The following is a 13,684-nucleotide window of genomic DNA, read 5'->3' as shown; positions in this document are numbered from 1 at the left end:
CACGACTTGAATGGTCGGTTCTCCACGGACTCAGTAAGGATTTTCCATGACTGTTCTACTGCAAAATGTGAAGGTTTCGATCCGCGTAAGAAAGTCGCTGGTGGCGCTGGCTGTCGCGATGACCGCTTCTTTAACGAATATGGCCATGAGCCACGCTGCGACGATCGATGAGGTCAAAAGCCGCGGCTATCTGCTGGTGGCCACGGAAGACGACTATCGCCCTTTTGAGTTCATGGACGAAGGTAAGGCCACCGGGTACGACAATGAGTTGCTGGCACTGGTGGAGAAAAAAATCGGCCTCAAGATTCGTCAACAGATCCTGCCCTGGGCCGGCATCCTGCCAGGCGTCACCACGGGCAAATACGACATGGCGCTGTCGGCGGTGCTGGTGACCAAGGCACGCAAAGCGACGTTTGATTTCACCTCGCCGACCGCGCAGAGCACGACGTATTTCGCGACCAAGAAAGGCAGTTCGATCCTCAAGCCCGAAGACCTTGCAGGCAAGACAGTCGGTGCCGAAACGGGCAGCGCCATGCTGACCGACCTCAAAGACTTCGACACGCAGCTCAAGGCCAAGGGCAAAGGGCTGAAGGAGATCGTCGAGTACCACGGTTACCCGGAGGCTTACCAGGATTTGGCGAACGGCCGCCTGGACGCAGTTGCCAATACGGACCTGTCCTTGCTTTCGCTCGTCAAGGAACGCGGTGACATGTTCGTGATGGGCCAGCCGATCGGCGAACCGACCTATCTCGCCTGGGCCGTCGCCAAGGGCAACACGGGTGTGCTGCAGATGGTGGACGCGGCGTTGCTGGACTTGCGCAAGAGCGGCGAAATGTATCGGCTGCAAAAGAAATGGCTCGGTGAAAGCCATGAAGACATGCCGACGAACGTGAACTGAGCCTGCGTCATGACGGCATTCGACTACTGGAGCATCCTGGTGGGTGCTCTGTCGACGATAGGCGTTTCTCTCGTCAGCATCGTCGTCGGCGTGCCAATGGGCCTTGGCCTGGCGCTGCTGCGCTGGGGCAGGGTGCCTGTGGCCCGCCAGGCCGTGTTCCTGTATGTGAGCATCATGCGCTCGTGCCCGGCGGTGACACTGATTTTGCTGATCTTCTTCGCCCTGCCGCAGTTCGGGATATCACTGGCCCCAGCGGCGGCGGGGATTCTGGCGCTGACCCTGTCCACCGCCGCGTTCAACTGTGAGGTGTGGCGCGGCGCGTTGATTAGCTTTCCCAAACAAGAGTACGACGCGGCATTGGCTTTTGGCATGCGGCGGGGCCTGCGCCTGCGGCGGATCGTGCTGCCCCAGGTGTGGCGGTCGAGCCTGCCAGGCCTGGTCAACGAGATGACCATGTTATTGAAGTCCAGCCCGGCGGTGGCGGTCATCGGCATGGTGGAGATCACCCGCGCCGCGCAACGCGTCGGCGCGCGCACCTACGACCCGCTGCCGCCCTTCGTGTTCGCACTGGTCATCTATGGCGTGATCGTCTACCTGATGATTCGCCTGCAACGTCGGCTGGAACGCCGTGATCTGCCCAGCGGGGTGACAGCATGATCAACGACTTCCAGACGATCTGGGGGCAATGGCCGGATATCTGGGGCGGCTTTCTGAACACGTTGCTGCTCGTCAGCGTCGCTGCCGTGACGTCTTTGCTGTTCGGCATCTTGCTGACCCCGATGTTGATGAGCAGTCGTCCGGGAATCGCGCGGACGGCTCATGGGTTTTGCGACGCCATGCGCTGTGTACCGTTCTTGCTGTTCGTCTATGTGATCTATTTCGCCTTGCCGTCCATGGGCATCCGCTTGTCGAACTGGAGCAGTGGCGTACTCGCACTGGTGCTCTACAACTCGGCTTACATGGCGGTGCTGCTCAAAGGCGCCTGGCAGGATTTGCCCGCGGATTCCATCGAATCGGCTCGGGCGTTCGGTTTTCAAGGTTTCAACCTGGTCCGGCGGATCATCCTGCCGCCCATGTTGATGCGCGCCATTCCCAGCCTGGGCAATCAACTGATTCAAATCGTCAAGGACAGCGCCTTTCTGTCGATCATTGCCGTCACCGAATTGACCAGTGTGATGAATGCGATCCAGTCGACTTACTTCATCCCTTTCGCGGCGTTTCTATCGGCAGTGCTGCTGTATTGGGTGCTCTGTCTGTGCATCGAAATCCTTACCAGCCTTCTGACCCGCTATGCCGAGGAGCGTCGAACGTGAACGCCTTTCAAGATTCCCCCACCGATGTGGTCTCGCAGACCAAGGTCCTGCAGTTGATGGGGATCTCCAAATGGTTTGGCGACCACCACGTGCTCAAGGACGTTTCCCTGGACGTCATGAGCGGTGACGTGGTCTGCCTGCTCGGCCCATCCGGTTGCGGAAAATCCACCTTATTGCGATGCATCAACTGGCTGGAGCAGCCCAACGCCGGAAACGTGTTCCTCAAAGGCCAGCGGATGGGCGTGCACAAGGGCGGCATGAAGATGAACGACGCTGACCTGGCTCAGATGCGCGCACGCATCGGCATGGTCTTCCAGCATTTCGCCTTGTGGCCCCACCTGACCGTGCTGCAGAACGTCATGGAGGCGCCCGTTTTCGTGCAGAAGCGCGCCCGTGAGACCGTGCGGCAAGAGGCCCTGGCCCTGCTGGCCCGCGTCGGTCTGGCAGAAAAGGCCGACATGTTTCCATCCAAGCTCTCTGGCGGTCAGAAACAACGCGTGGGCATTGCCCGAGCGCTGGCGATGAAACCTGACATTCTGCTGTTTGACGAGCCCACCAGCGCGCTCGATCCGATGCTGGTCGGCGAGGTGCTGGAAGTGATCCGCAGCCTGGCGAGCGAAGGCGCGACCATGGTGATCGTCACCCACGAGATGGAGTTCGCCCGGCAGGTCGCCAGTCGGGTGGTGTTCATGGACGCCGGAGACATCGTGGAAAGCGGGACGCCCGCCGCGTTTTTCGGAGCGCCGAAAACGGTGCGCGCGCAGCAGTTCCTGTCCCGTTTTCACAGTGCTTCTGGCGCTTACCGCTAAAGATCCTTACCCAACGACAGGCATGGCGCGGAGTTCGAGGCGTCGTGCCGTAGAGAGGCGAATCATGACTGTGTTGCCGCAATCATCCAGCCAAGGTGTCGGCGCATCGCTGCTGCGCAAGGAAGACGACCGCTTCCTGCGCGGACGTGGTAACTACATCGCCAACATCCGCCTGCCGGGGATGCGTGATGTTGCGTTTGTCCGTAGCCCAGTGGCCCATGGGCGCATTCTGCAGATCGAGAAACCCCTCGGCCAGGAACATGTCGTCTTTACCCTCGACGACCTTGTCGGCGTCAAGCCGATCGTCGCCAACTCGGGGTTGGCTGGGTTCAAATCTTCCGCGCAACCGGTACTGGCGAACGGAAAAGTGCGCCAGGTCGGTGAAATGATCGCGATGTGCGTGGCGGATACCCGGGCCGAAGCCGAGGACATCGCTGGCGCGACGTTCGTCGATTTCGATGAGCTGCCTGCCGTCGTGGACATGCTGGCGGCGCGAACGGCGGACTCTGCCCTGGTCCACGAGGAGTGGGGGGATAACGTGTTCCTCGAAACCCATGTGGATGCCGACCTGAGCGACATCCGGGAACGCGCCGCGATCCACGTGCACCGCGTCCTGCGCACGGCCCGGCAAAGCATGGCGCCAATGGAGGGCAGGGGCGTGGTGGCCCACTGGGACAGGCGCCTGAGCCAACTGGTGGTGTACACGTCCGCGCAAATGCCTCACATCAACCGCACAGGCCTGGCAGGTTGCCTGGGCCTGGACGAGGGCAGCATCCGGGTGATTTCGCCCGACGTCGGCGGCGGGTTCGGTTACAAGGGCATTCTGCTTCCGGAGGAAGTCTGCGTGGCATGGTTGGCCATGCACCTGGACCACCCGGTGCGCTGGATCGAGGACCGCCGCGAGCAATTGATCGCGAACGCCAACTGCCGTGAGCACCACTATGACATCCACGCTTACGCCGATCGCGACGGGCGATTGCTGGCGATCGATTGTGAAGCCCACGTCGATTCTGGGGCCTATTCCTCGTACCCGTTTTCGGCATGCCTGGAAGCCGCGCAGGTCGCCAGCATTCTGCCCGGCCCCTACAAGATGGAGCGCTACCGGTGCCGCACCTGGTCGGTGGCCACCAACAAGCCGCCGATTCTGCCTTATCGAGGCGTGGCCCGAACCGGCGTGTGCTATGCCATCGAGACGGTCATGGACGCCATTGCCATCGAGGCTGGCCTCGAACCCTACGAAGTGCGTTTGCGCAACCTCGTCCTGCCTGAGGAAATGCCGTTCGACAACATCACCCGCAAGCACTTCGACAGTGGCGATTACCCCGAAGCGGTGCGGCGTGCGACTCAAGCGATCGATTTGGCCGCAGTGCGTGCGCGTCAACGCCAAGGCGAACCGGATGGCCGTCTGATCGGTGTCGGCATGGCGGTGTTCTGTGAGCAGGGCGCCCATGGCACGTCGGTGTATTTCGGCTGGGGAATTCCCATGGTGCCGGGCCGGGAACCGGCCTCGCTGAGGCTGACGCCGGACGGCATCCTGGAAGTCCGCGCAGGGGTGCATTCCCATGGACAGAGCATGGAGACCACCTTGGCGCAGATTGCCAACGAGGTATTGGGCATCGATCCGCAACGGGTTCGCATCGTACTGGGGGACACCGGCATGACCCCGTACTCCACGGGGACATGGGGCTCGCGGTCGATCGTCATGGCCGGCGGCGCGGTGGCCCAGGGGTGCAAGATCCTGCGGGACAGGCTGCAGCATGTCGGCACCCATCTGCTGAACGATCCTGCCGACAGTGTGACCTGGCGTGATGGCGGTGTGGCGGGCCCCTCGGGTCGGATCGGGCTGAACGAATTGAGCCGGATCTGGTACCTGCAACCCCAGCGGTTGCCAGCCGATACCGACGCGGGCGGGCTGGAAGTCCATACGACGTATCAGGCTCAGCGCGACACCGGAACGTTCAGTTACGCCTGCCACGCAGTCGTCGTCGCCGTGGACCCGGAATTGGGCAAAACCGACATCCTCGATTACGTCATCGTCGAAGACGGCGGCAAGCTCATCAACCCGATGGTGGTTGACGGCCAGGTGTATGGCGGGGCCGCGCAGGGGATCGGGACCGCCCTTTACGAGGAAATGATCTACAGCGAAGAGGGCCAGCCCCTAGCGTCGACCCTTGCCGATTACATCCTGCCCGGCGCGAAGGAAGTGCCCGCCATCCGTATCGAGCACATGGAAACCTTGGCGCCTTACACCACCTTCGGCCAGAAGGGGATCGGTGAAAGCGGCGCGATCGGCTCCCCGGCTGCGATTGCCAACGCCATCAACGACGCGTTGCGCCCGCTTGGCGTCGAAGTCTCACGATTGCCCCTTTCACCGCGTGCGGTGTGTGCCGCGCTGGCCGCCAAGCGGCGTAAGGCCGACACCGCCCGGCCCATGGAGGTGATGTCATGAAATCCATAGCGTTCGATTACCAGCTCCCGCCCACTGCCGCCGACGCGGTCAGGCTGCTCAAGGCGGGAGATGGCATGGGCAAGGTGGTCGCGGGCAGCCAGTCACTGGGGCCGATGATGAACCTTCGCCTGGTGCAACCCGAACAATTGGTCGATGTGCGTCGCCTGCCCGAGTTGAATCAGGTGCAGGATCTGGCCGACAGCGTGGTGCTCGGCGCCGCGACGACCCATGCCGCCATCGAAGACGGCCGCGTGCCCGATGCGTCCGCGGGGCTGATGCCCTTCGTGGCCCGCGGCATTGCCTACCGCGCGGTCCGCAACCGGGGAACCCTCGGTGGCAGCCTTGCCCACGCCGACCCTGCCGCCGATTGGGTGAATGTGATGGCCTTGCTGGACGCGGACATCATGCTGCTGGGCCCTGAAGGTGAACGGACCGTCAAGGCGGACGGCTTCATGCTGGGCGCGTTCACCACGCACCTGGCCGAGGACGAACTCATTCGCGCGGTACGCATCCCCAAAGTCAGCAGCGCAGCGCGCTGGAGCTACTACAAATTCAACCGCAAGACCGGTGAGTTCGCCGAAGCCATTGCCGCGTTCATGGACGACCCTGCCAGGGGTGTACGCCGGGCCATCATTGGTGCCGTGGACGGGCCGCCTCTGGTCATCGAGCAAGCTGGCGCACTCATCGACGGCTGGGACGATGAGCTCGCCAAGCCTTGGCTGCTCGCCGCGGGTATCGAGGCTGACAGTTACGATTACCACACCCATCTCGTTGCACTTCGCCGTGCCGCGCAACAGCTGTCGCGGCTGCCAGGAGCTTCCTTATGACCCGACTCGAACTCAAGGTGAACGGCAAGGCGATCAGCGCCGACGTTGAACCTCGCACTCACTTGGCCGACTTCCTGCGGGAAGAGCGGCTGCTGACCGGCACCAACATAGGTTGCGAGCAAGGTGTGTGCGGTGCCTGCACCGTGATGATCGATGGCGCACCGATGCGCTCGTGCATCGTTTATGCCGTGGCCTGCAGCGGTGCTGAGGTTCGCAGCATCGAGGACTTCGATGACGATCAGGTCATGGTGCAACTGCGCGCTGCCTTTTCTGCCGAGCACGCGTTGCAGTGCGGCTACTGCACCCCAGGCATGCTGGCAACGGCAAGAGACATTGTGCTGCGCATTCCTGACGCCGACGAGGCCCGTATTCGCCACGAGCTGTCGGGAAACCTCTGTCGATGCACCGGGTATGTGGGGCTCGTCAAGGCCATTGCCCGCGTCCTCGAACAACGGCGCGAGACGTTGCCGGCCTAACCCTTTTCATGAGGTAACACGCATTGGATATCGAACAAAGCTTCAGCGTCCCGTTCGCGCCAGACCTGGTCTGGAAGAGTTTTCTCGATGTGGAAGGCATCGTCACTTGCCTTCCGGGCGCCTCGCTGACCGAGCCGCCCCAGGACGACCAACTGAGCCTTGCGATGACGGTCAAGCTGGGCCCGATCGTGGCAGCCTTCAAAGGGCAGGGCGACATCTCCCTGGACGCTGCCAGCCACAGCGGGGTGGTGAGCGGGCAAGGCAGCGATCGCAAAAGCGGGTCCCGCGTGAAGGGCACGGCGCAATTCGAACTGTTGCCTGACGGCGCAGGCGGCACGCGGGTCAATGTGGGGGTCACTTATTCGATCACCGGCTCGCTGGCGCAGTTTTCCCGGGGCGGGATTGTTCGTGAACTGGCCACTCGCATGACGGAGGCCTTCGCCGAAAACCTCAAGACCCGCCTGGAAGCCGCCAACGATCACACCCTTGCAGTCGAGCCGATGGATCACACTGCTGCGCCAGCGTTGCCGGAAGTGAAGGACGCTCGCGTGGCCGAACCAAGTGCCGTCACGGCATCGGAGGCTGTTGGGCGCCAGCCTGCCGAACCCCAGGCGCCGCTGGACCTCGGCAACATGTTTTGGACGCTGCTGCTGCGCCGATTGCGTCGGCTGTTCGGCCTGAAAGAGAAACGGCGCTGCCCGACTTGCGGTAAATAGCAAGCTTATCCGGCGCCTCGGCGCTCGGCAGACTTACCTCGAATGCAACCCCTCGTCAGCCCCGTGGACGCCGTTCAGACCCGCAGTCGAATGGCGTCATGGCGACGGTCGCTTCTCCGACTGCCGCCATCGGCGGTGTTCTCCCTTCGCTCGTTCACTTTCGTGCTTTGCCACCGCACCCTCATGGCTCATTTATATAGGGGGTATACCCCGCAGTGAGCCCGAGTGGTGCGTCATCCGCTGCCCCGGAGCACGGCGGGTGTGTAAACCATCTTCATCGATGAATTAAATAAGGTATGCCACCTATTTTCGCGACCGATTATCTCTTTTTAAATCAAATGGATAAGGCAATTTAAGAAAAATCGATAGAAAGGATTGGCACGCAGATTGCCTCGTATTGCCCACCCACTGACACTGTGAAGAAGCCCATGAAAAAAATCCTTCTGTCTGGCGGTCGTGTGATCGATCCAGCCAATTCAATCGACACTGTCTGTGATGTGCTGATCGAGGGCGATCGCATCAAGGCCGTCGGAACAGCGCTCGACGCCGAACAGGTGATCGGTGCCGAGCGCATCGACTGCAGCGGCAAGCTGGTGCTCCCCGGGTTGATCGATACCCACAGCCATGTCTACCAGTATGTGACCGGGCGATTCGGTTTGAACGCCGATATGTGCGGCGTACATTCCGGCGTGACCACGCTGATCGACCAAGGGGGTGCCAGTTGCATGACCTTGCCCGGTTTTCGCAAGTTCATCGTCGAGCCGTCCCACAGCCGGGTATTGTCGTTCATTTCCGCCTATCTGGTCGGTGGCCTCGAAGGGCATTTCTATCCGGAGTTGTACCGTCCCGAGTGCGCCGATGTGGCGGCGACGGTCAAGGCGGCGTTGGCCAACAGTGACATCGTCAAAGGCATCAAGGCTCACGCCGAGCTGGGCGGCTTTGCTCGCTGGGGCCTGGACGTCATGAAAAAGGCCTCGCAGATTGGCGAACTGACGTCTCTGCCGGTGTACATCCATTTCGGGCAGTTGTGGCCAATGCCGGACCAGCCCACCTACGAAGTCGATCCCGACAGCATCTTCCCGCAGGTGTTGGAGGTGCTGAAGCCGGGTGATGTGCTGGCCCATCCTTTCAGTCGCCACCCAGGCGGTTTCGTGGAGCAGAACGGCCAGATGCACCCGCTGGTCAGCGAAGCGATAAAACGGGGCTTGAAGGTCGACGTTGGCCATGGCTCTCATTTCAGCTACAAAATGGCCGCCAAGGTAATCGGCGCCGGCGTGGTACCGGATACCCTGGGCTCGGACATGCATGGCTATAACACCACCGTGCCAGCACCGGCAGGCACCCCGGATGAGCACCCGGATGAAGAACACCTGTTCGCGGGCACCTCGCGGTTCAGCCTCGTCTCCGCCATGGTCAGCATGATGGCCTTGGGGCTGACCCTTGAGCAGGTGGTGCCGATGGTCACCCGTAATGCCGCGCTGCTCGCGGGCATGAGCGACGAGATCGGCAGCCTGGGTGTGGGGCGTGAAGCGGATGTGACGGTGTTGTCCGATGAGGAGGGCGCTTGGCTCTTGCGCGACAACGAAGGCACCGAAGTAATCGCCAAGCGGATGCTGCAGCCGGTGTTTTGCCTGCGGGCCGGCAAACGATTCGACGCCTCGGCGACCATACTGCCCGTACCACGGGCCGCCTGACCGAGGGGCCGCAGCCATGACCGCAGAACCGACATCAACGCTCAACGATCAGGCCCTGGCATCCGCGCTGGCACGGCTGTATGCCGTGCGACCGGTCTGGCACGCCGTGCGCAGTGCTCGCGAGGCCGTGCAGCTTGAGGCGATGACCCTGCTGCATGCGGGGCCGCCTTTTGCAGACCCCCGTCGCCCCAGTGCGCCGGTGCTGTCTTCGGCGGTGTTGTGTTGCCTGTACGAAGGCTGGGCAACCGATGAAAGCGAGGCACAACGGTTGATCGCTGACGGTACCGTGTCGTTGCGGTCCAGCCAGGCGTATCGGGTGGTGACACCGTTGGCCGCGGTCATTTCACCCTCGACCAGCCTGGTTGAGGTGAGTGACACGGCCAGGCCGGGTGGGCCTCGTTGCTGGTCGCTGCTGGGCTCCGGCGCAGGTCCGCAGATCCGCTTCGGCAGCCGTGCGCCCGAGATTCTGCAACGCATGGCCTGGCGGGACGACTACCTGGCGCCCGTCTTGCGGACTGCCTTGGAGAAGGCTGACATCGATTTGATGCAGGCTGCGCGGGTGGGGCTTCAGGCTGGGGATGATCTGCACAGCCGGACCACCGCCGCCACTGCTCACTTGCGCAGCGTGCTCTCGGCGTCGATGGATGACAGCGTGGTCGATGCCATGCTCGCGGCAACCCCGTTGTTTTTCCTGACGCTATGGATGGCTGCCTGCTACCTGATGCTCGATGCAACGGCCGCCGCTGATGAAGCGCATTCGACCCGGCTGGTCGTGGCACTGGCGGGAAACGGCATAGAAGCCGGAGTGCGCCTGGCGGACCGGCCCAAGCAATGGATCACAGCGCCGGCGCACGTTCCCCAGGGACCACGACTGGGGGATGGGGACAGCGCCGTGAGCCCGATGTTGGGCGACAGCGGCGTGATCGACGCTGCAGGCTTCGGTGCTCAGGCCTGGTTCTGCAAGCCTGAGGCGGCAACTGACATCGCTGGCTGGTTGCCTGCGCAATCCCCTCAGCGCCCCGCCTGGTTGGTCGGAAGCCATCCGGACTTCTCGGCGTTTGGGTTGGGCTGTGCTATCGACGCCAACCGCGTGTCCGACGCGCTTCCTACACCCCTGGTTTCGATTGCGATGCTCGATGCGGCAGGGGAGAAGGGCCTGTTGGGCCGGGGCGTTTGCAAGACAGATCCGGCGTTGTTTGGCGTCCCTCCTAACGACGCTCTGGCAGTCAATCAACCCCAATCGTTGGCCGAACTCAACCGCGCCTTCGAACGCTACGAGCGTGCGCTGACCGGCAATGACATTGAGGTCCTGGACGCGCTCTTTTGGAACAGCCCGCATACCCTGCGTTACGGGGCCAAAGAACACCTGTATGGCTTCGAGGCCATTCGCGCCTTTCGTGTGGCGCGCCCGGCGGCCAACCTGGACCGTAAGATCCTGGAGCGCTCGGTGACGAGCTTCGGTTCCGATTTCGGCATCACCCACATGGTGTTCAGCCGCCAAGGCGAAGCGCGCTTGGGCAGGCAGACCCAAAGTTGGGTGCGTATAGAAGGGGCGTGGCGTGTCGTCGCCGCCCATGTCAGTTGGATGGACCTATGAACGAACGGCTACAACCCGGCCTGAATGGGGCCTTCATGGCCGAGGGCTTTGCAGCCAGCGTCCCGTCGGCGCCTTTCGCTGCGGGCTCACGCCTCGCCGGAGCGCGTCTGGCAGTGAAAGACGTGTTCGACGTCGAAGGGATGACCTGCAGCGCCGGCACCCCTTCATGGCTTGAACAACACGTGCCGGCAAGCGACACGGCAGCGGTGGTGCAGCGGCTTCTGGATGCGGGGTGTCGATGGGTAGGCAAGACCGTCACCGATGAGCTGACCTACAGCCTGGCCGGCATCAACCTGCACTTTGGTACACCGACGAATCCGGCCGCGCCGGACCGCCTGCCAGGAGGGTCTTCCTCGGGGTCCGCAGTGACGGTCGCCGCCGATCATGCGGACCTGTCGCTGGGAACGGACTGTGGGGGCTCCATTCGTCTTCCTGCAAGTTACTGCGGGCTGTGGGGTATTCGGCCCACCCATGGCCGAGTGAGCAACCAGGGCTGTTTTACGCTTGCACCCAGTTTCGACACGGTCGGCTGGTTTGCGCGTAACGGCGAGTTGCTCGCATCGGCGCTGGCAGTGCTCGTCCAGGCGCCGAGCCAGGTCGCCACTCCAGCGGCCCGGCGATTCTGGGTCAGCGATGACGTGATTGCGCTGCTGGACGCCCCCCTGCAAGTCGCCTTCGAGCAATGGCTGGTGGAACAGGCCGTACCGTGCGAGCGACTGCCTGTCGGAACGCTGCCACTGGCAGCCTGGGCCGAGGCGTTCCGCACTTTGCAGGCCGCAGAGGTCTGGCAACAACACGGTGAGTGGGTCACGCGCGCGCGACCTTCATTCGGTGCCGACGTGGCGCAGCGCTTCGCCATGGCCAGTCAGGTGACAGCGTCTGCCGTCGAGGCCGCTCAACAGGTACGCCATCAGGCGCAGACGTTGCTGCACGCGCTGCTGAATGAAAATGGTTGCCTGCTGATGCCTCCCGTCCCCGGCCCTGCACCTAAGCTCGATGAGCCTCTGGACCGGGTCAACGACATTCGAGCCCGCTCACAAAGTCTGTTGTGCATGGCGGGGTTGGCGCAGCTGCCACAAGTCGTCATGCCTTGGCGAAACATCGACGGTGCCCCCGTGGGCATGTCGCTTATCGGGGCGCCGTTCGCGGATGAATCCACCGTCGAAAGCGCGATCGATGTGCACCACCACTACATCAACCATTCGACAGGAACCCTCTGATGCCCCATGTCCTCAATCCGGTTCGCGGTGCTCACGCCATGGCGGTCGCGACCCATGCACTGGCGTCGCAAAGTGCTTTGGCGGTCATGCGAGAGGGGGGCAATGCGGTGGAAGCGATGATTGCCGCCGCCTCGACCATCGCCGTGGTCTACCCCCACATGAACAGTCTGGGGGGCGACGGCTTCTGGTTGATCGCCAAGCCCGGTGAACCGCCACTGGCGCTGGATGCTTGCGGCCGTGCGGCGCAGGGCGCGAGCCTGGCCAGTTACCGTGAGCAGGGGCTGGACAGCATCCCGTTCCGAGGGGGGCTGGCCGCCAATACGGTGGCCGGCACCGTGTCCGGTTGGAACGCCGCGTTCGAGTGGCAGCATCGCGTGCTGGGTGGGCGCATGCCGCTGAAGCGCCTTCTCGGCGACGCCATCGACTATGCCCGCCAAGGCATCCCTGTGACGGCCAGCCAAAGCCGGTGCACAGCGAGCAAGTGCGATGAATTAGGGACGATCCCCGGTTTCAGTCAGACGTTCCTGAACGCTGGGCGCGTCCCGTTGCCCGGCCAGCGGTTCACTCACTCGCGGCTGGCCGACACCCTGGAGCGCCTGGCGCAGGCAGGGCTCAATGACTTTTACGACGGAGACCTTGCCCAGAGCATTTGCGCAGAACTCGAAGCGGCGGGCAGCCCCCTGCGCCGGGTGGATTTTCAACGCCACCGAGCCGAGTGGCGGGAAGCATTGGTGCTGAGCCATTCACAAGGTAAGGTCTACAACTTTCCTCCGCCGACCCAAGGGCTGGTTTCGCTGTTGATACTGGGGCAGCTGGATCGATTGCTCAGCCCGGAGATGGACGCATCAGGTGCGCCGTTCGTGCACGCATGCGTCGAAGCAACGAAGCGTGCCTTCGCCATCCGTGATCGTCATATCACCGATCCGGACCACATGACGGACGAAGCGCAGAGTTTCCTGACACATGACCGGCTGGACGCCATGGCCTCGACATTCGACCCCCATCGGGCGGCGCCGTGGGGGAAGGGCGTGGGGCCGGCGGATACCGTCTGGATGGGCGTGGTGGACAGGGAAGGGGTCGCGGTCAGCTTTATCCAGAGCCTCTATCACGAGTTCGGCAGCGGGATCGTCCTGCCGACGACCGGGCTGAATTGGCAGAATCGCGGGTGCAGCTTTTCCCTGGACCCGACGGGGCGCAACCCGCTGACTCCCGGGCGTAAACCCTTCCATACGCTCAACCCGGCCATGGCCCGTCTCAACGACGGCCGGACGCTGGTGTACGGCAACATGGGCGGTGACGGGCAACCTCAATCGCAGAGCGCTGTGTTCAGCCGCATCGTCAACTTCGGCATGAACCCTCAAAGCGCCATCGACGCGCCACGCTGGCTGCTGGGCCGGACGTGGGGCAATGCCAGCGATAACCTCAAGCTGGAGTCCCGGTTCAGCGACGCCTGCGTGGCCGAATTAACCGCCAAGGGGCACGACGTGGCGGTGCTGCAGGATTACGACGAGAGCATGGGGCACGCCGGTGCCATCGTCCGGCACGGCGACGGACTGCTTGAAGGCGGAGCCGACCCCCGCAGCGATGGTGCCGTGGCTGCCTGGTAGGGAAAGGTCAGGCTCGCAGGGGGCAGCGATAACGCTTCGCTGCACCGCCAGGGCGGACAAAGGCAGCCCGAGCGAGCC

General features: G+C 63.0%; 12 protein-coding genes. All 12 read left to right on the top strand.

Annotated features, from left to right (window positions below):
• Positions 1-46: 46 nt before the first annotated feature.
• The 12 genes from N5D61_RS02305 to N5D61_RS02250 all read left to right on the top strand — a co-directional run bounded on the left by N5D61_RS02305 (position 47) and on the right by N5D61_RS02250 (position 13,606).
• Positions 47-898 (top strand): transporter substrate-binding domain-containing protein, encoded by an 852-nt coding sequence (locus tag N5D61_RS02305; RefSeq protein WP_279890488.1) that lies wholly within the window; start codon positions 47-49, stop codon positions 896-898.
• Between the two features lie 9 nt (positions 899-907).
• Positions 908-1,555 (top strand): amino acid ABC transporter permease, encoded by a 648-nt coding sequence (locus N5D61_RS02300; RefSeq protein WP_108236692.1) that lies wholly within the window; start codon positions 908-910, stop codon positions 1,553-1,555.
• A complete protein-coding gene (locus N5D61_RS02295) occupies positions 1,552-2,211 on the top strand; it encodes an amino acid ABC transporter permease (RefSeq protein WP_279890486.1) in 660 nt (219 codons plus the stop codon). The genes N5D61_RS02300 and N5D61_RS02295 overlap by 4 nt, the downstream gene beginning before the upstream one ends.
• Positions 2,208-3,020: an amino acid ABC transporter ATP-binding protein gene (locus N5D61_RS02290; RefSeq protein WP_279890485.1), complete on the top strand. Its 813-nt coding sequence runs from the start codon at positions 2,208-2,210 to the stop codon at positions 3,018-3,020. The genes N5D61_RS02295 and N5D61_RS02290 overlap by 4 nt, the downstream gene beginning before the upstream one ends.
• 64 nt (positions 3,021-3,084) lie before the next feature.
• Entirely contained in the window at positions 3,085-5,469 is a 2,385-nt protein-coding gene (locus N5D61_RS02285; protein ID WP_279890484.1) for a xanthine dehydrogenase family protein molybdopterin-binding subunit, read from the top strand.
• Positions 5,466-6,296 (top strand): FAD binding domain-containing protein, encoded by an 831-nt coding sequence (locus N5D61_RS02280; RefSeq protein WP_279890482.1) that lies wholly within the window; start codon positions 5,466-5,468, stop codon positions 6,294-6,296. The genes N5D61_RS02285 and N5D61_RS02280 overlap by 4 nt, the downstream gene beginning before the upstream one ends.
• On the top strand, positions 6,293-6,772 hold the full coding sequence (locus N5D61_RS02275) for a (2Fe-2S)-binding protein (protein WP_108236688.1): 480 nt from the start codon (positions 6,293-6,295) through the stop codon (positions 6,770-6,772). The genes N5D61_RS02280 and N5D61_RS02275 overlap by 4 nt, the downstream gene beginning before the upstream one ends.
• Positions 6,773-6,795: 23 nt before the next feature.
• A complete protein-coding gene (locus N5D61_RS02270; protein ID WP_279890480.1) occupies positions 6,796-7,488 on the top strand; it encodes an SRPBCC family protein in 693 nt (230 codons plus the stop codon).
• A gap of 428 nt (positions 7,489-7,916) precedes the next feature.
• On the top strand, positions 7,917-9,182 hold the full coding sequence (locus N5D61_RS02265) for an amidohydrolase/deacetylase family metallohydrolase (protein WP_279890479.1): 1,266 nt from the start codon (positions 7,917-7,919) through the stop codon (positions 9,180-9,182).
• Positions 9,183-9,198: 16 nt separating this feature from the next.
• Positions 9,199-10,779, top strand: coding sequence for an oxalurate catabolism protein HpxZ (gene hpxZ / locus N5D61_RS02260; protein ID WP_279890477.1), 1,581 nt, complete (start codon positions 9,199-9,201; stop codon positions 10,777-10,779).
• Positions 10,776-11,999 carry an amidase gene (locus tag N5D61_RS02255; protein WP_279890476.1) on the top strand — a complete coding sequence of 408 codons (1,224 nt, stop codon included), beginning with the start codon at positions 10,776-10,778 and terminating at the stop codon, positions 11,997-11,999. The genes hpxZ and N5D61_RS02255 overlap by 4 nt, the downstream gene beginning before the upstream one ends.
• Positions 11,999-13,606: a gamma-glutamyltransferase family protein gene (locus tag N5D61_RS02250; RefSeq protein ID WP_279890474.1), complete on the top strand. Its 1,608-nt coding sequence runs from the start codon at positions 11,999-12,001 to the stop codon at positions 13,604-13,606. The genes N5D61_RS02255 and N5D61_RS02250 overlap by 1 nt, the downstream gene beginning before the upstream one ends.
• The last annotated feature ends 78 nt before the right edge of the window (positions 13,607-13,684 follow it).

Origin of the sequence: Pseudomonas sp. GD03842 (genome assembly GCF_029841165.1) — a bacterium.
Taxonomy (GTDB): domain Bacteria; phylum Pseudomonadota; class Gammaproteobacteria; order Pseudomonadales; family Pseudomonadaceae; genus Aquipseudomonas.
The sequence above is the reverse complement of the archived record's forward strand: the minus strand, read 5'-3'. Positions and strand labels throughout refer to the sequence as shown.

Coding starts and splice junctions, on each gene's coding strand:
- N5D61_RS02305 (WP_279890488.1), top strand. CDS start 47: ATGACTGTTCTACTGCAAAATGTGAAGGTTTCGATCCGCGTAAGAAAG.
- N5D61_RS02300 (WP_108236692.1), top strand. CDS start 908: ATGACGGCATTCGACTACTGGAGCATCCTGGTGGGTGCTCTGTCGACG.
- N5D61_RS02295 (WP_279890486.1), top strand. CDS start 1,552: ATGATCAACGACTTCCAGACGATCTGGGGGCAATGGCCGGATATCTGG.
- N5D61_RS02285 (WP_279890484.1), top strand. CDS start 3,085: ATGACTGTGTTGCCGCAATCATCCAGCCAAGGTGTCGGCGCATCGCTG.
- N5D61_RS02280 (WP_279890482.1), top strand. CDS start 5,466: ATGAAATCCATAGCGTTCGATTACCAGCTCCCGCCCACTGCCGCCGAC.
- N5D61_RS02275 (WP_108236688.1), top strand. CDS start 6,293: ATGACCCGACTCGAACTCAAGGTGAACGGCAAGGCGATCAGCGCCGAC.
- N5D61_RS02265 (WP_279890479.1), top strand. CDS start 7,917: ATGAAAAAAATCCTTCTGTCTGGCGGTCGTGTGATCGATCCAGCCAAT.
- hpxZ (WP_279890477.1), top strand. CDS start 9,199: ATGACCGCAGAACCGACATCAACGCTCAACGATCAGGCCCTGGCATCC.
- N5D61_RS02255 (WP_279890476.1), top strand. CDS start 10,776: ATGAACGAACGGCTACAACCCGGCCTGAATGGGGCCTTCATGGCCGAG.
- N5D61_RS02250 (WP_279890474.1), top strand. CDS start 11,999: ATGCCCCATGTCCTCAATCCGGTTCGCGGTGCTCACGCCATGGCGGTC.